A 21,468-nucleotide genomic window follows, 5' to 3' on the forward strand; every position below is an offset into this window, starting at 1 on the left:
TAAACCACAAACCACATCAGGCTTTTTGTTCGACTGGGGCCAGAATAGCTTCCCGGCCAATGCTGAAGTAGGTATAGTTCATCTCGCGCATCTGGTCGAGTTCGTATACGTTTCGGCCGTCAAAGATAACCTTATTCTTCAGAAGCAGATTCATCTTGGCAAAATCGGGCGTACGGAACAGTGGCCACTCGGTGATAATCATTAGTGCATCGGCATCGTCGAGAGCAGCATATTGCGTATGTGCGTAGGTAATTGTATTGCCAAGTTGCCCGCGTACATTATCCATAGCTTCTGGATCGTAGACCGTTACTTTAGCACCTGCTTCGAGTAGGGCCTTGATGTTGTATAAAGCCGGAGCCTCCCGAATGTCGTCGGTATAGGGTTTAAAGGCCAATCCCCAAACCGCAATGGTTTTGCCTTTCAGGTCGCCCCCGAAATAATCCATAATTTGGGGGAAGAGCTTGGTTTTCTGGCTATGGTTAACATCCATAACGGCCTTCAGTACCTTGAAATCATAGGAGTAATCGGAGGCTGTTTTGGCCAATGCCTGCACATCCTTAGGAAAACAACTACCGCCGTAGCCAATACCAGCAAACAGGAAGCGTTTACCGATGCGACTGTCAGTACCAATTCCCCGACGGATGTCGTCGACATTGGCACCGGCCTGCTCGCACAGATTGGCAATTTCGTTCATAAACGTAATTTTCGTAGCCAGGAATGCATTGGCGGCATATTTGGTCATTTCGGCCGAACGTTCGTCCATGAAAATGATTGGATTGCCCTGCCGAACCAGCGGTGCATACAGTCGGTTCATAACACCTTTGGCCCGCTCCGACTTAGTACCAATTACAACGCGGTCGGGTTTCATGAAGTCTTCTACGGCCACACCTTCGCGCAGAAACTCGGGGTTCGATACGACGTCGAAATCGACTTTGGCGTTATCGGCAATATGGGCATGTACTTTTTCGGCCGTTCCGACCGGAACCGTGCTCTTGTCGACAATAACAGCATATTGACTCAGGATCGGTCCCAGATCGCTGGCTACTTTCAGTATATATTTCAGATCGGCCGACCCATCTTCGCCGGGCGGGGTTGGCAGCGCCAGAAAGATTACTTCGGCGCCCTTGATGCCTTCTTCGAGGTTGGTCGTAAACGACAGACGGCCCTGTTCAACATTCCGATGAAAGAGAACATCTAGTCCGGGCTCATAAATAGGAATGATGCCATTATTCAGTTTCTCTACTTTGCGTATGTCAATATCGACACACGTAACCTCATTTCCGGTTTCGGCGAAACAAGTTCCTGTAACAAGCCCTACATATCCGGTTCCTACAACTGCCAGTTTCATATAAAAATGTCAAATAGAATTTATGAATCCTTATGGTAAATGGTAATTATTAATCTGGAAGGTCTAATGCCACAAAAATAGGAGTTTTTTAATAAAGGCCTAATTGCTTAAAACAATAGTGACTTAGCGGTAATGAATTCGTCTGCTTAATCAGCATTAGCCTGAATCAACAGGAAACAGGCTAACAAATATACTTTACTTCGCCGATAGTCCTCATTAAATTTTTATTTTTTTCTTATTGGTAACAAATGATGCCTGGGTTTAAACTTTTACCTAGGTATTTTAGTCTATATAATGTCCTAAAAAAAGATTGGAGGTCTGAGTAAATAATCTTAAATTACTACTCACACGCTTCATCGAATTACGCCCTTTTATGTTGAATGAAATTGTAGAAAATCAAGAATTAATAGCGCAATCTGTTCGGGAGTTGAGCGAACGGCTTATCCGTTTTAATGTACGGCAGTGGGATGAAGAACAGCTTCTGCCGCCCGGCCTGTTTAAGCAGTTGGGCGATCAGGGACTGATGGGAATGCTGGTGCCAACGGAGTATAGCGGAACAGGGTTAGGCTATCGCGAATACGTGACCGCCATTATCGAGCTGGCTCGCGTTGATGGAGCTGTGGGATTGTCGATGGCTGCGCATAATTCGTTATGTACGAATCATATTTTATTATTCGGCAACCAAATACAGAAGCAAACCTATCTGCCCCGACTGGCAACTGGCGAATGGCTGGGAGCCTGGGGATTGACTGAACCGAATACGGGATCTGATGCCGGTAATATGCGTACCGTAGCAGTTCGGGAAGGTAACGATTGGGTGCTGAATGGTGCTAAAAACTTCATTACGCACGGTAGTAGTGGTAATATAGCAGTTGTGATTGCCCGTACGGGCGAACCTAACTCGGCACATAATGCCACAGCTTTTATTGTTGAACGTGGAACGCCTGGGTTTTCGGGTGGCCGAAAAGAAGATAAACTAGGTATGCGTGCCTCCGAAACAGCCGAGATGTTGTTTCAGGATTGCCGAATACCCGATAGTCAACGGTTGGGAGACGTTGGTGAAGGCTTTATCCAGGCGCTCAAAGTGCTCGATGGAGGACGCATATCGATTGCTGCGCTGAGTGTTGGAATTGCCATAGGTGCCTATGATGCGGCAATAGCCTACGCTAAAGAGCGGGAACAGTTTGGCCAGCCCATTGCTAATTTTCAGGGAATAAGCTTTAAGCTTGCCGATATGGCTACAGATATTGAAGCAGCCAGGTTGTTGACCTATCAGGCTGCTGATTTAAAAGATGCGGGTAAGGCCGTAACGAAAGAGTCGGCAATGGCTAAGTTGTTTGCATCGGAAACGGCTGTGCGCGTAGCAAACGAAGCTGTTCAGATCTTTGGTGGTTATGGCTATACCAAAGATTTTCCGGTCGAAAAATTTTATCGGGATGCCAAACTGTGCACAATTGGAGAGGGAACCAGCGAAATTCAGAAAATTGTGATTGCAAGACAGCTATTGAAATAGTGAGAACCGCCCGGCAGGCCTGCATGCAGGACCGCCGGGCGGTTCTCACTACACCGTTCGGCGCGAACCTTTTATGAGTGCGGCAATTCCCAGAATGATAACGGCTCCGACAAACGACGTCAGAATCTGATCGACAACGCCACCTGCCCGCCCAAATATCCAGCCGCCAACAAACCCACCGGCTATACCCAGCAGGATTTCGGCAAAGAGCGAAAACGAAAACCGTTTAAACACCAGGTCAGCCAGCCATCCGGCAACCGCACCTACTAATATTGACACTAAGATTCCCATGGTTATAGACTGTTTAGAAAAATCAACGTTAAAACAGATACATAACCGTCTTTTTCTGTGCTTTGTTTAAGCACGTAGTCCAATCGCTGCGAGCATTCTGCCAGTTTGACCGTGCTCGGCCCGGTACGAAAAATAATCATCATTGTTCAGCACCGTTGAGAACGATGATACCATAATTTGACTCGCTGGAATTCCGAAATCAAGAAGTTGCTGCCTGTTGGCTCCTTTTAGATTGATGCAGTCTTTTTGCGTTTGTGGATCAACCTGTCTGAATGCTGCCGCAAACTGCCCGGCTACTTCGGGGCCTACTTCAAAAGATGTCTGATCGATGCAGGTTCCCACATAGGCATAGCACTCATTGGCTGTAGTGCCAAACTGCTGTTGCATGGCAGCCAGTGTTTTCGTCACAATAGCCCCTGCCGTACCCCGCCATCCGGCATGAACAGCCGCTACGGCCCGATTAGCGTTGTCGTAAATAAGAATAGGTACACAATCGGCCACCGTAACGGTTAGTAGCAGACCTGGTGTGTCGGTAATCAACGCATCGTAGCCCGAATAACGACCTGCCTGCTGAGCAAGCAGAACATCTGTTCCATGAGTCTGATGTGATGAGGCAACCATACGTTCGGTTTCATCGCCAGTCAATGCCCGGAAAAATCGCCGTCTGTTTTCAGCCACATTGTCGGCATCGTCGTTTGTATTCAGCCCCAGATTCAGCGATGAGAAAGGGGCAGGGCTAACACCGCCGTGTCGGGTACTTTCGGCTGCAATCACCTTCGTAAAGGCTGAAAATAGGTCAGGTGTTAAATAGAGAGGCATTCGAGAGGGTGTATTTGCGTACAACAACGGTTGTAGTACTAACAAATTTGCGATCAAAACCTGGTCTATCCTAAAACCCGCTGCTCAATCATCCCGATTTTCTAACCACTCATCCAGTGTTATAACCGTTCCGGTAGTTTGTAATGCATAGTACTATCTACAGCCTATATCTTTGTTTCACCAATCGGAAATAATCCGACTCAAAATATAAACAGACAAAAACAACATACACATGAAAACGATCATCAAATCTTTCGCTCTGGCTCTTTCTTTCGCCGTATTAACATCAGTTGCATCGGTTAATGCAAAACCAATCACAAAGCCTGCATCGGCAACGGCCAGCTACAAAACCGGTATTTACTCATCAGTAGATGGCAAGCTGAACATTGCACTTGACAAAACAACCGGTGGCGCTGTGGATATCCGCTTCAAAGATGCAAATGGCAGGATTTTGTTTGCTGAGCACATAGGCAAAAAAGAGAAAACATCACGCATTCGGCTAAACCTCGATGAACTGCAGGATGGTACCTACCTGGTTGAAATTACAAATGGTGTCGATATTACTACGCATGATGTAACTATTTCGACCCAACAGCAATCGGCACCTGATCGGGTTGTTGCTCTAAACTAATTCAATAAACAAATAACCTTAACCCCAGCCGGTAGACACGGGCTGGGGTTGTTTATTGTATGGATATTAGACTATATATTTAATAGGATAATGTTAATGAGCGGCAATCTGTCTACCGGTTGATTCTCGTATATAATGTGGAGTAAACAACCGATAGATGACATTTTTTTTTGAACAGGCAATGGCCGACTCTGCCGACTTGCAGACGAGTCCTCCTATAAATTTATTTATCCGAAACAGTGGCTATCAGCTAATAGCACCCGCCGAAATTGTGAGTCTTCAAGCCGAGAAGAACTATTCCTGGGTACTTCTGCAAAATGGCCAACGGCTGCTCACCACAAAAACAATAAAACAGCATTGCGCTCTGTTGCCCGAAACGTGGTTTGTCCGGATTCATCGGAGCATAGTAGTAAACCGACGGTTCATTCAGCAAATAGACTATGTTGGCAACAGCTATGAGGTTACACTGAGAAATGGCCAGCAACTGGCCATTTCTCGAAGGCAATGGGCACAAATTCGACTACAATTGCTGGGTGATCAGGCTCAGAAAAGTCGTTCGATAAAAGCCTCTTTTCGATGATATTATTTGGTGGATCAACTCTATAGATGTATATATATGTGTTAAAAAATGCTAAATGTGGAATTAATTTTCAATTAATATTCAATTTATTAGTAGAATAATTAAACATTTGCGTTTGTTATATGATATGTAATGTATGGGGACGATTATGAAGCCGACAGTAAATAATATTATCCGCCTGTGGTTTGGGGCTGACACACCAATCAAGCACTATAAGATTAAATTGAATCCTGAATTGTGGGAGGTCTGCCAGCGTGTTAGTCAGGATTTTACACCACCTTCTGGCGCTCAGATGAAAGAAAACTACCGCAAATCAGATAAAACGTCATTTGCCCGAGCCGTTTTGGATGAATTGGATCAACTTCACGAACATGCCGAAGAATCGTATGATCTCGCTCACTAGCATCAGATAGAAGCAGGTGGGTAGAGTTTGATCGGCACGATTGGGAGCCTGAGCGTGTGCACTGGCCTGGAAGCATAAGCCAGCTAAGACTCTTTTGGGTAATGCGAAGATGTTTTGTCGGGCCCGGAAACCTGTGAAACTCCATAAAAAAGCGGTGGTGCCTGCACAGGCACCACCGCTTTTTTATGGCCACACAATCAGTTCATTTTCAATTTAAATGCGCCGTCAGTAACGGTTATCGCATCTGTTTTGCTTTGCCTGCTATAACCGTTACCTTCTGGGTCGATCGACGAATCGTAGCCCGTTGTTTTAGTTATCGCTTTATCTTCCATCTTGTTAATTAGCCGCCCAACGCCCCCAAAAACAGTGGCTGTGGCCTTTTCTTTCCAGTACGACCCGGCCAGTGTACAACTGAATGTTGCTTCCAGAAAGCCATTGTCGCCCATTTTTACAGAAATGGTTTCGTCGTTGTTCTGCGATTTGCCCACATGATATTCCATGCGGGGTTCTTTCGTTTCTTCAACGTATTTCACTACGGCAATACCTTTATACTTACCCAGATCCTGAACTTTCTTTTTGTTCTCCTTCGTGTCGGGTTTGTCGGCATCAACGATCAGATAAGTCCCTGTTTCAATAATGTCCTTATTATCGTAGCTGCCCAGCCAGATACGGAGCGATTTGTCGGGCTTAACGGTATTGGCCGTAACCCACCAATAATTACCAATTCGAATCCGGCGGGGTTGGGTTTGGTATTTATTCCCATTGATTTGTGCCTCAAACGTGTTGTCGTTGGCTATTTGAGCAAACGTAGTTGTTGCAGCAAAAGCCAGCAGGATTAGTGAAAAAAATGCTTTCATGAGTATTACTGGTTTAGTCATCAGACAGACGATTCAAGTTAATGGCTTTTCTGCTAACGATTTACATTTTCGCCTGTCCCGTTAGAGGGTTTTTAGTGAAAGGAAAAGGCAAATTCAGGTTAGCGCCAGTGCAAATGTTAAACAAACCTTTTAGCCTGGCACATATCAGGTGTTTCAAGTGCCTCTTTTGCCGATTGAAACTGTAAAAGACGGGGTTCAATTGAGAGGTATGCCCGACGACTTGGTATGCAGCAGCACATATTGACTGTTCGATCAATCCTACTGCCGGAATTAACTGTCAGTAATAGAACTTTTTCCCGAAATGGCTTTTAACGCTGTTACGATTCGAGAGTAGCTACAAACCGGTATCTTTTGAGTGTATAAAGAAAAAATTAAAGTTTTCTATGAAATTATTTTCTCTGCAAACGTTACCGCAAACGTTTGCAGAGAAAAATTACTTCTTCCTTTTTAAATTTCCTTTTCTTATTGTATTTACCCTGTATATTAGTGTAAAATACCCAGTGAAGGCTTGTAGTACAGATCTGTCTGATGAGCTATTTTGTTTCTGAGTATAGCTAGGTTAATTGTATTTTATTGGGTTTTGGGCTAAAAGACGGCGTTCGTAATATGTATGTATTCGACTAATTTCTGTGTCTCTTGCCGAATGTGTCGCGTTAACACAAATTGTTGATATAATCTTTTTAGCTGGATATGGCCGCATCCACGTTGATTCCTTCCGATGAAGTGCTGATGGCACAACTTTGGGTTCGTTTTAAGGCTGGAGATGAAAATGCGTTTGATCAACTGACTCAAGCGCGTTATCGGCTGTTGTTTAACTATGCAACCCGCTTTACGAAAGATCGGGACCTGATTAAAGACTGTTTGCAGGATTTGTTTCTGGAACTATGGAGTCGGCGAAACAGCGTTGTTGAAACTCCCTATGTGACCATCTATTTAATTAAGGCTCTACGTAATAATCTGCTTCGCAAACTACGCAGAGAGCAGGGATGGCGATCGGCTACCGAAGAAGGAATTGAGCCAGAATTCATATTATCGGATGGGCATACCATTGAGGATGAATGGATTGCGGCCGAGGCCTCAACCGAAACCGAACAAAGTTTGCGGCAGGCAGTGGAGCAGTTGCCCAGACGACAGCAGGAAGTTGTTTTCCTGAAATTCTATGAAGGGCTCTCGAATGATGCTATTGCGCAGGTAATGGAGGTTGAAAAGCAAACAGTTGCTAACTTTCTCTACCGAGCCATGACCCAGCTACGAAATTATTTACCTGCCCGTATTTTTTCTTAATCAATTCGCTCAATCAATACTCAGTCAATAGTGCAGATCCCGGTATGATTCTTTGGTTCGAAACAAAGAGCATATCGGGGTTTTGTTTTATTAACGGCTTAGAGCGTTGCCCGTTTTCCGGCGCCTGGCTTCCACGGGTATTACTCAAAAAAACGCAAAAAAATTCTGTCAGTAAGAGTATTGCCAGCCGACTACTGTCTATTTCATGCAAAGAGGCAACTATCAGACTCCAGCATGCCTGATTATACGCAGTATACGTTTGATGATCTTGTCCACGACCCCCGATTCCGGCAGTGGGCTCTGACCGATTCGCCACCCGACCGGGAGTTCTGGAATAACTGGCTACAACAAAATCCGGATAAGCTCGATCTGGTGCTGGCGGCTCGGCAGTTTGTGATTCAAATGCGCCAGGCACACGAAGAACTGCCCGATAATGAGCTAGAACAGGAGTTAATTCGGTTACGAGTCGCCCGTCAACAACTTCAGGACGATGACCAAAGGCGACCCCAATGGCATCTGCTCCGAAATCTGCTTCGGGTTGCTGCGGTTCTTATTCTGGTCGGTATGGGTACCTTCTATTATCTGAGAAATCATTCGGCGAAAACTCCGCTCGAAACCTACGAGCAACTGGCCGAGCAGCAGGCTGGTCCATTACGGGAAGTTAGCAACGAAACCGGAAAAACTCAGTTGATTCGGTTGCCCGATGGTAGCCGGGTAGCGCTTCAGAACGGTAGTCGCATTAGTTATCCGGTTACGTTTACGACTCACCAACGCGATGTGTTTTTGGTTGGCGAAGCCTTTTTTGATGTTGTTCGGCGCCCTAAACAGCCGTTTATGGTCTATACGAATCAATTAACGACCAAAGTGCTGGGAACCAGTTTTACCGTGCGGGCTTATGCTAATGACAAAGAAGCTAAAGTGATCGTTCGGACGGGGAAAGTATCGGTTTTTACGACACCTGCCAGCGGAAAACCTGATGCTATCGACACAAAAAGCCCGGCCGTTATCCTGACCCCAAATCAGGAAGTAACCTTCGATCGGGACGAAAAGCAACTAAAGCGGGCTCTGGTAAAGGAACCTGAACCATTGCCATCTACTACCGAACAAACACAAACGATGGTGTTTGAGCATACGCCAGTCGTGAGCGTTTTTAAAAAACTCGAATCGACCTATGGCATCCTGATTAACTACGACGCTGATTTACTTACCGGATGCGAGCTAACAGCTGATTTTAGCAACGAGTCGCTGTTCGAACGACTGGATCTCATTTGTCGGGCTACAGAGTCTCGTTATGAGGTGATTGATGCGCAGATTGTTATTTACAGTAAAGGCTGTCGACAGCCGAATTAAGCAACCACTAACCTATTGCCAGCATGAACAACTACTACCAATCGGGTCGGCGTAAACGCCACTAGTTTTATCGGTCAGGCAGGTTAACGCCTTCGCATAGCTGCCGTTTTATATCTCCCATCTTATTCCAGCCGTTTCGGAATCCAGCAATTGACTGGGTAAGGGAATGCTATTGCTAAACTTTTAATTAGTTCTTCTTTTATCTATGATAATCAATACAAAACCACGGGTGGTTTTTGAAAAAATCATGCGAACAGCATTTTATCAGGTCTTCATACTGGCTTGGTGTTCGAGCCTGGTGCTGGCCTTCGACGGAAAAGGACAGGAGATCTTAAACCGGCCAATTTCGGTTACGATCGAGAATCAGCAGGTGGAGCAGGCTATCCGTAAAATTGGAAAGCTGGCTTCCGTAAAATTCATTTACAGTCCGCAATTGATTCGGTCTGATCGGAAAGTGAGTTTAAGCGTGCAGAACCATCCGCTTTCAGACGTGTTGACCACACTTTTAACACCACTGCATCTGACTTACGAAGTAGTGGGTTCTCAGATTATTCTGAAGAGTTCGGCCACACAAAGCGCAGTTCCTGAACCCGTCCGGGAACAGGCTTCGGCTCCTGCCGATATTCAGGTAAGTGGGGTTGTTTCAGATGAAAAAAATAGTCCGTTACCGGGCGTAACGGTAGCTATCAAAAACACCACCCGTGGCACAACCACCGACGCCAGCGGAAAATATACAATTGCCGTACCCAACGAAAATGCCATTCTGGTTTTTTCCTTCGTAGGTTATGAACGGCAGGAAATTGTCATTGGCAAACAAACATCGCTCAACATTCAACTGAAAGGCGAAGCCCGTGGCCTCGACGAGGTAGTCGTGGTCGGTTATGGGTCGCAGAAGCGGGCCACCCTGACGGGCGCCGTTGCAACCATCGACAACAAGGTGTTTCAGGATCGCGGGGTTGTCGATAACCCGCTGTCGGCCTTGCAGGGACAGGTTCCGGGCGTTATTGTAACCCGTTCGTCGGCTGCTCCGGGGCGAGCCAACTGGAATTTCGCTATTCGGGGAGCCACATCGACCAATGGTACCGAACCGCTTATTGTGATCGATGGTGTGCCAGTGAGCAGCTCCAGTGCCCTGAATTCCATCAACCCCAACGATATTGAAAATATGTCGTTCCTGAAAGATGCCGCTGCTGCCATTTATGGAGCACGGGCGGCTGGTGGGGTTGTGTTGGTGACAACCAAACGAGCGAAAAGCGGAAAAGTTACCATTCAGTACGACGGCTCGGTTTCGCAAAAAGTCATCGGCTTACAGCCGCACCTGATTGATGTGAAAACGTTTGGCCAGGGCCTGGTCGATGCTACCACCAACGACTGGTATGGCGTGCCGCCCGTTACGAATTTGTGGTATAAGCTGGGCCTGTTGATGGCTAATCCGCCTGCCAGCGGCTATATTGACTTAACGACCTACAATGGTCAGACCGTTGCCCCTTCGTCGAACCCGCTGAACCCTGGTTTCGGAGATGTGAAAGATCTGACTTTTTTCAACAGCAACTGGGTCGATGTATTGTGGGGAAGTGCTACCTCTACACAACATAACCTGAGCGTATCGGGCCGGAGCGATAAAGCTGGCTATCGTATTTCGGCCGGTTATCTGCGCGATGGTAGCTTGCTGCAATGGGGGAATAACTCCAACAGCCGTTATAACCTTCGGTTTACGCACGATTACCAATTCACGGACCGGCTTAAACTGGAAACCAATATTTCGCTCGAAAAAAACGACATCATTCAGCCAACGTTGCTGGGGAATGTGCTGGGGCAGTATCAACAGCCGGGTTTCCCGGTGTCTAGTCAGAATGGCCAGCCCTATTCGTGGGGTACTCAATATAGTCCGAACTGGCAGGCTCAGAATGGGGGCGACAACAAAGAGTATAACACGCGGGTCTACACCAATTTTCGGGTGACCTATAACCTGGCCAAAAACCTGCGACTGATCGGGACCGCCGGTTATAACTGGCTATCACAGGATTCCAAAATTCAGCAGAAAGTCATTCACTGGTACAACTATCTGGGTACAATTCAGGCCCCCGACAACCCAACGCAGGCGAATTCCTACTATCAGCGGCAACTTAATAAAGATGCTTATTATAACCTGAATGCCTATCTGGACTATCAGAAAACCTTCCACCAGAGCCATGATGTGTCGGTAACATTGGGTACTAACTACGAGCGTGACGAAACCAATTTATACTGGGCCAAAACAACCAATATTGCCAACGATAATGTTCCCTCGCTGAATCTGGGTATTGGCGATAACACAACTAAAACCGTTTCGGAATCGAAGAGTCATTACGCCATTGGTTCCTACTTCGGGCGTTTGAATTATGCCTACAATCAGAAATACCTGTTCGAAGCCCAGGCGCGTTACGATGGGTCGTCAAAATTCAGTGCGGCCAATCGCTGGCAGCTTTTCTACGGATTCTCGGGGGGCTGGCGACTATCGCAGGAGTCGTTTATGCAAAATCTTTCCTTCCTGAACGATCTGAAGCTGCGGGCATCGTGGGGGAGTGTAGGAAACCAGAGCGGTATTGGGTTGTACGATTATGTGCAACTCCTCAACGTGGCTGCTACATCGGGGGCAACGAGTTCGGGCTTTCCCATCATTGGCTCCAGCCCAGTTGTATACGTAGGGCCAACAGCTAGTCTGGTGAGCCAGAACCGAACCTGGGAGCGCGTCGAAACGTCGAATGCTGGTTTGGACTTTAGCTTGCTGAACCGGCGGCTGTCGGGTAGTTTCGACTACTTCATCAAGCACAACCGAAATATGCTGCTGGGACAGACCTATGCGGCTGTTATTGGCGCAACGGCGCCGGCCGGGAATATTGGTCATCTGAAAACGTGGGGCTGGGAAATGTCGCTTCAATGGCGCGACCATGTTGGATCGGTTAACTACCGCATTGGAGGAAGTTTGACCGACAACCAGAACCGTCTGCTGAGCTATGGCGGGGCCAATATCATTAACCCTGGTTATAACACGGCGGTTGAAGGGTATCCAATCGGCTCTTATTTCGGTCTGGAGTATGCCGGACGAATTCAGACCGAAGAGCAACTGGCCGCTACGAGAGCAATGGCTGCCGGAAACAACATCAATATGCCAATTGGTTCTTTTAATGCCGATGGTAGCGTGAAAGTGCCCGGTGTACGGCTGGGCGATAACATGTTCCGGGATTTGAATGGCGATGGTAAACTCACTACGCCGAGCGATCTGAAATACCTGGGCCGCGACGATCCACGCTATAGCTTTGCCCTGAACTTGGGGGCCGACTGGAAAGGCTTCGATTTTCAGGCTGTTTTTCAGGGTGTAGGCCAGCGGACCATTTTCCGCGAGGGCAACTGGCGCGTACCGTTCGGCTCGATCTATCAGGGGCAAACCGATTTCTGGGTGGGCAAAACCTGGACCCCAACTAATACCGATGCCTATTATCCGGTGCTGTCGGCAGGTCAGAATGGTACGACTTATAACAACTACAACTATCAGATTTCGGACTGGTCGGTACAGAATGGCGCTTACGTGCGTCTGAAAAACCTGGTGCTGGGCTATTCGCTACCCCAGGCAATCATTAAAAAGATTCGGGTCGATCGGCTTCGGATTTACTACTCAGGTAACGATCTGTGGGAGATTTCACACATCAAGGACGGCTGGGACCCTGAAGCAACGCGCAACGTTGGCCGGGCGAATAGTGATGCTACCACAAGCCGCTATCCTTTCTATCGATTGCATACAGTAGGTGTGAATCTCACTTTCTAATTGACCAAATTTTTCGTTTATGAAACCCTTACGAATTCTCTATACATTATCGCTGGCTGGTGTATTGACGCTGACCCAAACCAGTTGTAATAAAGTACTGGAATTAGACCCGCTCGATCAGCTTTCGGATGCTGCTTACTGGCAAACTCCGAACGATTTCATGCTGGCCGCCAATCAGTATTATCTGTTTTTGCGAACCTTCAGCGACGTGATTTTCGATGCTCCTCATGCCGATGTACGTTCCGATATTGTAGGTGGGCAGAACCCCTTTAGCCGCGGAACCAATACGGTGCCTACCACCGATGGCGTCTGGAATAGTAATTATAGTGGCAGTGTTCCGACCGGGGCCTGGAGTCGCATTCGGGTCATTAATTACCTGCTCGACAAAGCCACTACGTATTCAACGCCTGCCGATATTGCCAAATACGTTGGAGAAGCTAAGTTTTTTAGGGCTTATGTTTATTTTGAACTCCTTGAACTCTACGGTGGTGTGCCTATTGTCAATAAAATTTTGGGCCCATCTTCGTCGGAGCTACAGGCTCCGCGCAACACCCGCGACGAAGTTGCCGATTTTATTATTCAGGATCTGAACGATGCCATTGCCAATTTGCCCGCAAAAGCCGCCCAGACCTCGGCCGAACTAGGCCGGATCAATAAAGAAACGGCTCAGTCATTTCTGTCGCGGGTGGCATTGTATGAAGGTACCTGGCAGAAATTTCGCAACAATGGAGCGCGGGCCAATACCTTGCTGGACATTGCTATTTCGGCCAGTGGGGCCGTTATTACTGGTGCTCAGTATCGGTTGTTTGCTCCCGCAGCGCTCGGCGATTCGGCACAGAAGTATATGTTCATTCTCGAAAACCAGAAATCGAATCCGGCCAATATTCAGAAATCGGCCAATACCGAATACATTCTGATGAATCGATACGACCAGACGCTACGACAAACCCGAACCAATATTTCGCACTCGGGGCCCGGTAGCCCGACCCGTACGTTTGCTAATTTATATTTATGCAAAGATGGGTTGCCAATCGAAAAGTCGCCGTTGTTTCAGGGCTATGCCAAAGTAAATTCCGAATACCAGAACCGTGAGACCCGGATGCGCTACACAATGGGTTTACCGGGAGCACCGTTCTGGCAGGGAAATGCCAATTACCGGGTCGATTGGGTGAGTGGCCCGGCCGATCTGGCAAACGCGCTCAAACCCATCTACGGATCAAATGCTACCTATGGTGCTCTAAAATGGATTGCCGAACGGCAGGTACCCGATTATGAAGAAGGCTACGACTATCCGGTTATCCGCTATGCCGAAGTATTGCTGAATTATGCCGAAGCTGTTTTCGAACGCAACGGTAGCATTAGCGATGCCGACCTCGATAAGTCATTGAATTTGACGCGCCTGCGTATCAATAAATCGATGCCGCCGTTGAGCAATCAGTTTGTGCAGGCCAATGGCCTGGATATGCGCACGGAAATTCGACGGGAACGGACAGTTGAGCTGTTTGCAGAGGGATTCCGTACTGATGACCTGAAGCGGTGGCATAATGCCGTTGAGCTACTGGGTAAACCCGAGCTGGGCGTTAAGTGGGCCGGTACCGAATACATGACGACCTATCCGCAGGGAGCGTCGGCAGCTAAAGATGCCGATGGCGTTATTATCGTAGATGCCGCTCGTAATTTCAGCGAGAAAAATTACCTGTGGCCCATTCCTTCACAGCAATTGCAATTGAATCCGAACCTGGAGCAAAATCCAGGCTGGTAAATCGGCCCCTTTGCTTCGATGTATTGTCAGGACCACTTTGGTTGAAGTGGTTCCTGGCTATGTCTTTGCCTTTTCATTCCTAAAAATCCTAAATCGTTATGAAGCTAACTCTATTCCCCATTGGTTGGGGCAGGCCTAGTATTGTCTGCCAGTTTCTTATTCCTTTAGTACTGGTTTTTGTATCGTTTAGCTTACTTCACGCACAGTCGTTTGTGCACCCAGGGCTACTGCACAAACAAAGCGATTTCGACCGAATGAAAAGTAAAGTAACAGCTGGGACGCAGCCCTGGAAAGCTGGTTGGGATGTGCTGGTAGCCAATTCGAATTCATCGCTGACGAGGGCATTCACCAATCCGATTCCTTCCACAGTCTACAGAGGGTTTGATGGGACAAACCCTGAAAACTATGCGTCTATTTTTCGCGATGCGGCTGCGGCTTACCAAACGGCGTTACGGTGGAAAATCTCGGGCGATGATGCCTACGCCGAAAAGTCAATTGCCATTCTGAACGCCTGGGCTGCAGGCATGACAACCATCAGCGGTACATCCGATAAATTCCTGCTGGCAGGTATTCAGGGTTATCAACTGGCCAATGCTGCCGAAATTATGCGCTCCTACAGTGGCTGGGCTCCTGCCGATTTTGCGCGGTTTCAGAATTGGATGCTGACGGTATGGTATCCGATGAATCACGATTTTCTGGTCAACCACAACGGAGCCTGCATCAGCAACTATTGGGCGAACTGGGATCTGTGTAACATGGCCTCTATGCTCAGCATTGGGGTGCTCTGCGACCGTCGCGAGATCTACAACGAAGCTGTCGACTATTTTAAAAATGGCGCCGGAATGGGGTCAATTAAGAATGTTGTGCCTTATGTATTTGGCGAGTTGGGTCAATGGCAGGAAAGTGGCCGCGATCAGGGGCATACGGTATTGGGTGTAGCGCTGGCGGGAACATTCTGCGAAATGGCCTGGAACCAGGGCGACGATTTGTATGGCTACGACGACAACCGACTCCTGAAAGGGTTCGAATACATTGCCAGATACAACCTGGGGTACGAAGTGCCCTATACAACCTATAGCAACTGCATTGGGGTTGTTCAGCCGATTGTGTCAGAAGATGGGCGCGGTAATCTTCGACCGGTGTGGGAACTGGTCTATAATCACTATGTCAATCGGAAAGGCTTATTGGCTCCCTACTCAGCTCGTTTTGCGCAAATTGTCCGCCCGGAAGGCGGTGGCGGCAATTTCGGTCCTAACAGTGGTGGTTACGACCAGTTAGGCTTTGGTACCTTGACCTTCTCACTCGATGAGCCTGTAAAACCGAATGAGCAGACGATTACATTTCCGGCAATTCCAGCCAAAGAATTTGGAGCCGCTGACTTTGACCCGGCGGCAACCGCCAGTTCAGGATTACCCGTCGTGTATTCGAGTTCAAACCCAGTCGTTGCGTCTGTCAATGCCGACGGTACCATCCATGTGTCGAAGCCCGGAACAACAACCATCATCGCGCAGCAGATGGGCAATAGTCAGTACAATCTGGCTCCCATTGTGTACCAAACACTAACCGTCAATCAGATCCCGGGTGTAACGGACGGTACCTGGACAAATACCGCCGGTATCACCACAACCACGATTTCATCCACCGCCGGCAGTACCAGTTTGACCTGGCCGGGACAAACCTTCGTGGTCGGTGATCTGGTGCGGTTAACGGGAACCGTTCCGGGAGGGTTTGTTGCGAACACTATTTATTCGGTCGTGGCGGTCAACGGGACGACGATTCAGCTTTCGCAGCGGCCAGGGGGAACGGCCACGGTTGCCACTACCTCAATCGCCAACGGAACCGGCAATCGGTTTCTGAAATGGTCGACAGCTACCAACTGGAGCAATTCAGTGATTCCGGGTGGTGTTCAGGCCAATGCTACCTTTGGCAGCAGCAGCTTTGGCAATATTGGGGGGGTAACCCTCGACGGTAACATTACGATTGGCACGTTGACGTATGCGGCTAACGGTACATCGGAATTGACGCTGGCCAGTGGATTGAACGGTGGTACACTGACCTTTCAGACCTTATCGGGAACGCCCACGATCAACATGATCAATACAGGGGGCCGAAAGCTATTTTTAGGCAATGCTGTCAATAACTCCCGTGTTCCCCTGAAAATTATGGGCACGCAGGGGCTGAAAATCATGACACCCATCTACGGCGGTAGCGGTTCGTATGCAGGCTTGCGCATACAGGCGGCTATGGACTGGAGCGGATTGCAGGGGGGCATCAATCTGACCCAGGGAACCATTGAACTGCACAACACAACCAACAGCCTGACGGATGCGAACAACGTATTGCTACCTCCAACCCGATTGACGATGGGTACGGATGCTACTGCCGTTCTTGTCTACAATGGAGCGAATTTATACGCCAACAAGCAGACTATCGGGGCGCTCGATGGTACCTCCGACGCATACATCATCTCGCGCAGCAACCTGACAAATGGAGCCTCTACGTTGGCGGTTGGCGCCGATAATCAGGACGGAACGTTTGACGGAACAATCGGTTCGGGTCCAACTGCCGATGCTGTCGATAAGGGGCGCGTAAACCTCGAAAAAGTTGGTACAGGAACTCAAACCATTACAGGGTCTATTAAAAATGGCACAACGACGATCAATGGAACGCCTAATTATTCGACCGTAACGGTTGTTGATGGAAAACTGGTGCTGAATGGCGTAAACGAATATCAAGGCATTACAACCGTAAATAACGGTACGCTGGTAGTAAACGGTTCACTAGCCAGTCCGATTTCGGTTGTAAATGGTGTATTAACAGGTACCGGCAATACGAACGCTTCGGTGACGATTGGTAGTGGAACAGGTCAAGGCGCTTCAATTTCTCCGGGTAGCTCAATCGGTATATTTACAAACGCTGCCACTATGCTACTGAACGCGGATGCTACGTACAAACTCGAATTAAACAGCAGTGATAAAACGTTCGACAAACTGGTGTCTAATGGGTTCACCTGTAACAGTGCAGAATTAAGTATCAGGGATCTGGGAACGGCGAGCGAACTACCAATAGGAGCGAGTTACATTATCGTCGACAATACATCTGATGCGCCCATAGCAGGAACGTTTAAAAACCTGCCTGAAGGTAGTAGTATTCAGGTCGGGAATATACGCTTCCAGATTACGTATCAAGGCGGTACTGGTAATGATATTGCATTGGTTATACCGAAACGTTCACAAACTATTACGTTCAACACGCTGGCCAACAGGAAAGTAGGCGAGGCCGATTTCGAGCCGGGTGCAACGGCCAGTTCCGGGCTGACGGTTAGTTACGTCAGTTCAAATACGACGGTAGCAACCATTTTCAACGGGAAAATTCATCTGGTAGGTTCAGGGGAAACGACGATTACGGCATTGCAGGGTGGTGATGCGACCTATGCGCCTGCTGCGTCGGTTGATCAGCCGCTGACTGTGACGCTGCCGACACTGGTGAAAGTGAAATACCTGGATGGTGATAACGGCCAGACTGTTAATAACGTAGTCCGACCATATCTGACACTGGTTAACGAAGGCCAAACGGCTGTACCGTACAACGAACTGACGGTTCGGTACTGGTTTACGGCTGAAAACTATGCGGGAATCAATACATGGGTCGATTATGCACAGTTAGGTGACAGCAATGTAATGATGAAATACGTGGCGCTGGATCAACCTCGTAACGGCGCTTTCGGCTATATTGAATATAGCTTTACTGCCGCAACAGGGACATTTGCGCCGGGTGGTAATTCAGGGCCGATTCAGACACGCTTTGCCAATACGGATTGGTCGGCTCTGACCGAAACCGACGATTATTCCTATAAAGTGCAGATGAGCTATGGGTATAACGACCGTATCACGCTTTACCGTAATGGTAATCTCATCTGGGGAACGGAGCCCGAAGCCGTTACGCCGGTGGTTAAGCTAAAGGTGTATTCGGAAAATAAGAACACCAATACGGCAAGTAACTCGATCAGTACCTATCTGAAAATTAACAATGAAGGCAACGTACCAGTAGCTTATAGCGAGGTGTCGGTTCGGTACTGGTTCACAGCAGAAGGCACGCAGAGCCTAAATTATTGGCTTGATTATGCTAAGCTGGGTAATTCCAATGTAACGGGGCAATTTGTTCGAAATCTGAGCCGTACCAATGCCGATACCTATTTCGAACTGTTGGTAAACCCGAGCGCTGGCACGTTGTATCCGTTGGCCACTACCGGAAATATCCAATACCGGATTGCCAAAGCCGACTGGTCTACCTTTAATGAAACGAACGATTATTCGTACAAGCCTGCCAGTCCGGTGGCTGAGAATGATCACATAACAATCTACTACAAAGGGCAACTGATCTATGGAGCGGAACCTGCATCGGGTGCACGTCTCGCGGCCGAACGTACCGACGACCCGCTGACGCTGACGGTGCTGGGCAACCCAGTGGTTGGAGACGAAGCCATCATACATATTGGCGGAGCTTCTGGTAAACAACTTACCGTAACGTTGACCGACATGAATGGTAAGCTGTTGTATGAACAGGTCCTTGAGCCAACTGCGGGTAGCCAGACTCAGGCAATTCCAATGCGTCGCCAGGCTGGAGTTTATTTGCTGCGGGCAATAACCGATAACGAAAATGCACGTGTCAAATTGATTAAGCCATAAGCTGGATTGTCAACTGCCGCCAGCGTTCAGCCCAGGACGGAGAGGCCAACTTTGGTTTCTCCGTTTTTATTAAGTCTTCTTAGCCTGGCTGGTTATTTTCCTGAAAAAGGAGTATGCGTAATGGCAGACCGACTATTTCAGGAAAAAACAACCTACTAGCTATGTATGTAGTTTGCTGGGATTTAAACTAAATGAATAGACCTGCATCAGTCCGCCGATGCAGGTCTATCTCCTCTCAAATAAAATGACCGCGACCTTTTATCAGATCATATCGATTGTGCTGCTGGCTAGTTCGTTAACAACGGCCGCGCCAAAACCTAAACTCTATCAGGCAAATTCACCTGACGGGAAAATGCGTATAGAGCTGACCGTTAGTGAGCGGGGCCTACTGGTTTATCGGATTTCGTTCGCTAATGAGCCCCTACTGAACTGGTCGGTACTTGGGTTTCAATTGAACGGGGAGAACGTTGGGGAACATGCCGTAATCAAAAAGGCGAATCAAAGTGCCCATAAGGAACAGTTTGCGTGGCCATTGGGCGAAAACGATGTCATTCAAAATAACTACAACGAACTAATGCTCGATTGCCAGTCAGGAGCCGTACCGTTTCAGGTTATTGCTCGTGTGTTCGACGGCAGCGTGGCATTTCGATATAGGTTATCGAAGCAGAAAACGACTGAAACCGGGCTCATCCGTCAGGAACATACAACCTTCGCCCTGACGGATCAGTATACGATTTACCAGTACAAGGAAGAGTCCGTTTTTACACCAATTGCCGTTTCTGAGCTTCAGAAAACCTGCGATTTCCCGGCAACGCTGACCAACGGCCATTTTTTTCTGTCGATTGGGGAAGCCGATAATCAAAGCTATACAAAAGCGGTATTGATGAAGGGGGGCGTCTCAAATTCGTTGGCGATTGCCTTTCATAAGGATTCCGTTCAGACCTCGGCGGATTTTCAAACGCCCTGGCGAACTGTCAGCGTGGCTACTTCCGCCATCGGTTTGCATCAGTTTAGCGACCTCCCTTTGCGGCTTTGTACACCAATTGCCCAAACCGTTCCGACCTGGATTAAACCCGGAAAACTGATCCGTTCGTCATTGACCACACAGGGCGGATTGGACTGCATCGACTTTGCAGCCAGCCATAATTTGCAATACATTATGTTCGATGCGGGCTGGTACGGAGCCGAGTTTCGCACCACCTCCGACCCAACGCAGGTGATTCCAGCCATCGATATGCCGAAAGTGATCCAGTATGGAAAAGAGAAAGGGCGGTCCGGCGCTCCGGTTGGCGTGATTCTGTACGTAAATCGTGTTGCCCTTCGGGCCAGGCTGGATGAGATTTTGCCGTTGTACAAAAGATGGGGGATAGCTGGACTCAAATTCGGTTTCGTGGACGGCCAGACGCAGGAAGGCATTACGTGGCTGGCCGGAGCGATTAAAAAAGTAGCTGATTACGGGTTTATTCTTGATATTCACGACAATTACAAACCAACGGGCCTAAGCCGGGTATATCCGAATTTACTTACCCAGGAAGGTATTCGGGGGAACGAGAATAATCCTGATGCATTTCATAACACCGTATTGCCGTTTACCCGCTTTCTGGCTGGGGCCGCCGACTATACCTTCTGTTACCCGAATACCAACCGCTACTTTAGCGACAACCTGTTAAAGACCAAGTTACAGGTCAGCAAAGGACAGCAACTGGCACTTTCAGTGGTGTATTTCAGTCCATTGCAGGCTATTTTCTGGTATGGCAATCCAACAGATTACAATGATGAGGGCGAAATTGAATTCTTTAAACGTGTGCCTACTGTCTGGAGCGAAAGCCATTATCTGGCGGGCGAGATCGGGAAGTATATCAGCGTGGCCCGGCGGCAGGGTACAACGTGGTACGTCGGTTCGGCGGCTGGCCTGATAGACTGGAGTGGATCACTGCCGCTTCATTTTCTGGCATCGGGCAAACAATATCAGGCCACAATTTACGAAGATGATGCGTCGGCTGGGATTCAGAAACGGGTTGTGGCCGTAAAGCAGGGCGATACGCTTCCGGTTAGTATAAAGGCAAAAGGTGGTCAGGCGATGATCATTGAGGAGAAAAACTAATTGAACTTACCA

Annotated in this window: 14 protein-coding genes; 10 read left to right on the forward strand and 4 right to left on the reverse strand. The window is 48.1% G+C overall.

Annotated features, from left to right (window positions below):
* Nucleotides 1-16 precede the first annotated feature (16 nt).
* The gene (locus tag WBJ53_RS03655; RefSeq protein WP_338874694.1) at nt 17-1,348 is read right to left on the reverse strand and encodes a UDP-glucose/GDP-mannose dehydrogenase family protein; all 1,332 of its coding nucleotides are present in this window, start codon (nt 1,346-1,348) and stop codon (nt 17-19) included.
* Nucleotides 1,349-1,721: 373 nt separating this feature from the next.
* Between WBJ53_RS03655 and WBJ53_RS03660 the strand changes: the two genes are divergently transcribed.
* Nucleotides 1,722-2,861 (forward strand): acyl-CoA dehydrogenase family protein, encoded by a 1,140-nt coding sequence (locus WBJ53_RS03660; RefSeq protein ID WP_338874695.1) that lies wholly within the window; start codon nt 1,722-1,724, stop codon nt 2,859-2,861.
* Nucleotides 2,862-2,909: 48 nt separating this feature from the next.
* Here WBJ53_RS03660 and WBJ53_RS03665 read toward each other — a convergent pair whose 3' ends face one another.
* Entirely contained in the window at nt 2,910-3,152 is a 243-nt protein-coding gene (locus tag WBJ53_RS03665; RefSeq protein WP_338874696.1) for a GlsB/YeaQ/YmgE family stress response membrane protein, read from the reverse strand.
* A 66-nt stretch (nt 3,153-3,218) separates the two neighbouring features.
* Complete coding sequence (pgeF, locus tag WBJ53_RS03670; protein ID WP_338874697.1) at nt 3,219-3,971, reverse strand: peptidoglycan editing factor PgeF; 753 nt, start codon at nt 3,969-3,971, stop codon at nt 3,219-3,221.
* Nucleotides 3,972-4,203: 232 nt separating this feature from the next.
* On the opposite strand from pgeF, the gene WBJ53_RS03675 reads away from it, so the two are divergent.
* The 3 genes from WBJ53_RS03675 (at nt 4,204) to WBJ53_RS03685 (ending at nt 5,585) form a co-directional block, all read left to right on the forward strand.
* Entirely contained in the window at nt 4,204-4,602 is a 399-nt protein-coding gene (locus WBJ53_RS03675) for a T9SS type A sorting domain-containing protein (RefSeq protein ID WP_338874698.1), read from the forward strand.
* Between the two features lie 157 nt (nt 4,603-4,759).
* Nucleotides 4,760-5,182, forward strand: a complete 423-nt coding sequence (locus tag WBJ53_RS03680; RefSeq protein ID WP_338874699.1) for a LytTR family DNA-binding domain-containing protein — start codon at nt 4,760-4,762, stop codon at nt 5,180-5,182.
* 148 nt (nt 5,183-5,330) lie between these two features.
* Nucleotides 5,331-5,585, forward strand: a complete 255-nt coding sequence (locus tag WBJ53_RS03685; RefSeq protein WP_338874700.1) for a hypothetical protein — start codon at nt 5,331-5,333, stop codon at nt 5,583-5,585.
* A gap of 197 nt (nt 5,586-5,782) precedes the next feature.
* On the opposite strand, the gene WBJ53_RS03690 is transcribed toward WBJ53_RS03685, so the two are convergent.
* On the reverse strand, nt 5,783-6,442 hold the full coding sequence (locus tag WBJ53_RS03690) for a hypothetical protein (protein ID WP_338874701.1): 660 nt from the start codon (nt 6,440-6,442) through the stop codon (nt 5,783-5,785).
* 711 nt (nt 6,443-7,153) lie between these two features.
* Here WBJ53_RS03690 and WBJ53_RS03695 point away from each other — a divergent pair.
* From WBJ53_RS03695 to WBJ53_RS03720, 6 genes are all read left to right on the forward strand, one after another.
* The gene (locus WBJ53_RS03695) at nt 7,154-7,747 is read left to right on the forward strand and encodes a sigma-70 family RNA polymerase sigma factor (protein ID WP_338874702.1); all 594 of its coding nucleotides are present in this window, start codon (nt 7,154-7,156) and stop codon (nt 7,745-7,747) included.
* Between the two features lie 234 nt (nt 7,748-7,981).
* Nucleotides 7,982-9,097: a FecR domain-containing protein gene (locus WBJ53_RS03700; protein WP_338874703.1), complete on the forward strand. Its 1,116-nt coding sequence runs from the start codon at nt 7,982-7,984 to the stop codon at nt 9,095-9,097.
* Nucleotides 9,098-9,344: 247 nt separating this feature from the next.
* Nucleotides 9,345-12,902 carry a TonB-dependent receptor gene (locus WBJ53_RS03705; protein ID WP_338874704.1) on the forward strand — a complete coding sequence of 1,186 codons (3,558 nt, stop codon included), beginning with the start codon at nt 9,345-9,347 and terminating at the stop codon, nt 12,900-12,902.
* Between the two features lie 19 nt (nt 12,903-12,921).
* Nucleotides 12,922-14,664 carry a RagB/SusD family nutrient uptake outer membrane protein gene (locus tag WBJ53_RS03710; protein ID WP_338874705.1) on the forward strand — a complete coding sequence of 581 codons (1,743 nt, stop codon included), beginning with the start codon at nt 12,922-12,924 and terminating at the stop codon, nt 14,662-14,664.
* Nucleotides 14,665-14,762: 98 nt separating this feature from the next.
* A complete protein-coding gene (locus WBJ53_RS03715) occupies nt 14,763-19,352 on the forward strand; it encodes a cellulose binding domain-containing protein (protein WP_338874706.1) in 4,590 nt (1,529 codons plus the stop codon).
* 244 nt (nt 19,353-19,596) lie between these two features.
* A complete protein-coding gene (locus tag WBJ53_RS03720; protein WP_338874707.1) occupies nt 19,597-21,456 on the forward strand; it encodes a glycoside hydrolase family 97 catalytic domain-containing protein in 1,860 nt (619 codons plus the stop codon).
* Nucleotides 21,457-21,468 lie beyond the last annotated feature (12 nt).

Origin of the sequence: Spirosoma sp. SC4-14, from assembly GCF_037201965.1 — a bacterium.
In the GTDB taxonomy this organism is placed as follows: Bacteria; Bacteroidota; Bacteroidia; order Cytophagales; family Spirosomataceae; genus Spirosoma.

Excerpts from the sequence above, each read along its gene's own strand:
- WBJ53_RS03720 (WP_338874707.1), top strand. The coding sequence starts at position 19,597 with ATGACCGCGACCTTTTATCAGATCATATCGATTGTGCTGCTGGCTAGT.
- pgeF (WP_338874697.1), bottom strand. The coding sequence starts at position 3,971 with ATGCCTCTCTATTTAACACCTGACCTATTTTCAGCCTTTACGAAGGTG.
- WBJ53_RS03700 (WP_338874703.1), top strand. The coding sequence starts at position 7,982 with ATGCCTGATTATACGCAGTATACGTTTGATGATCTTGTCCACGACCCC.
- WBJ53_RS03705 (WP_338874704.1), top strand. The coding sequence starts at position 9,345 with ATGCGAACAGCATTTTATCAGGTCTTCATACTGGCTTGGTGTTCGAGC.
- WBJ53_RS03685 (WP_338874700.1), top strand. The coding sequence starts at position 5,331 with ATGAAGCCGACAGTAAATAATATTATCCGCCTGTGGTTTGGGGCTGAC.
- WBJ53_RS03710 (WP_338874705.1), top strand. The coding sequence starts at position 12,922 with ATGAAACCCTTACGAATTCTCTATACATTATCGCTGGCTGGTGTATTG.
- WBJ53_RS03665 (WP_338874696.1), bottom strand. The coding sequence starts at position 3,152 with ATGGGAATCTTAGTGTCAATATTAGTAGGTGCGGTTGCCGGATGGCTG.
- WBJ53_RS03680 (WP_338874699.1), top strand. The coding sequence starts at position 4,760 with ATGACATTTTTTTTTGAACAGGCAATGGCCGACTCTGCCGACTTGCAG.
- WBJ53_RS03690 (WP_338874701.1), bottom strand. The coding sequence starts at position 6,442 with ATGAAAGCATTTTTTTCACTAATCCTGCTGGCTTTTGCTGCAACAACT.
- WBJ53_RS03715 (WP_338874706.1), top strand. The coding sequence starts at position 14,763 with ATGAAGCTAACTCTATTCCCCATTGGTTGGGGCAGGCCTAGTATTGTC.
- WBJ53_RS03675 (WP_338874698.1), top strand. The coding sequence starts at position 4,204 with ATGAAAACGATCATCAAATCTTTCGCTCTGGCTCTTTCTTTCGCCGTA.
- WBJ53_RS03655 (WP_338874694.1), bottom strand. The coding sequence starts at position 1,348 with ATGAAACTGGCAGTTGTAGGAACCGGATATGTAGGGCTTGTTACAGGA.
- WBJ53_RS03660 (WP_338874695.1), top strand. The coding sequence starts at position 1,722 with ATGTTGAATGAAATTGTAGAAAATCAAGAATTAATAGCGCAATCTGTT.
- WBJ53_RS03695 (WP_338874702.1), top strand. The coding sequence starts at position 7,154 with ATGGCCGCATCCACGTTGATTCCTTCCGATGAAGTGCTGATGGCACAA.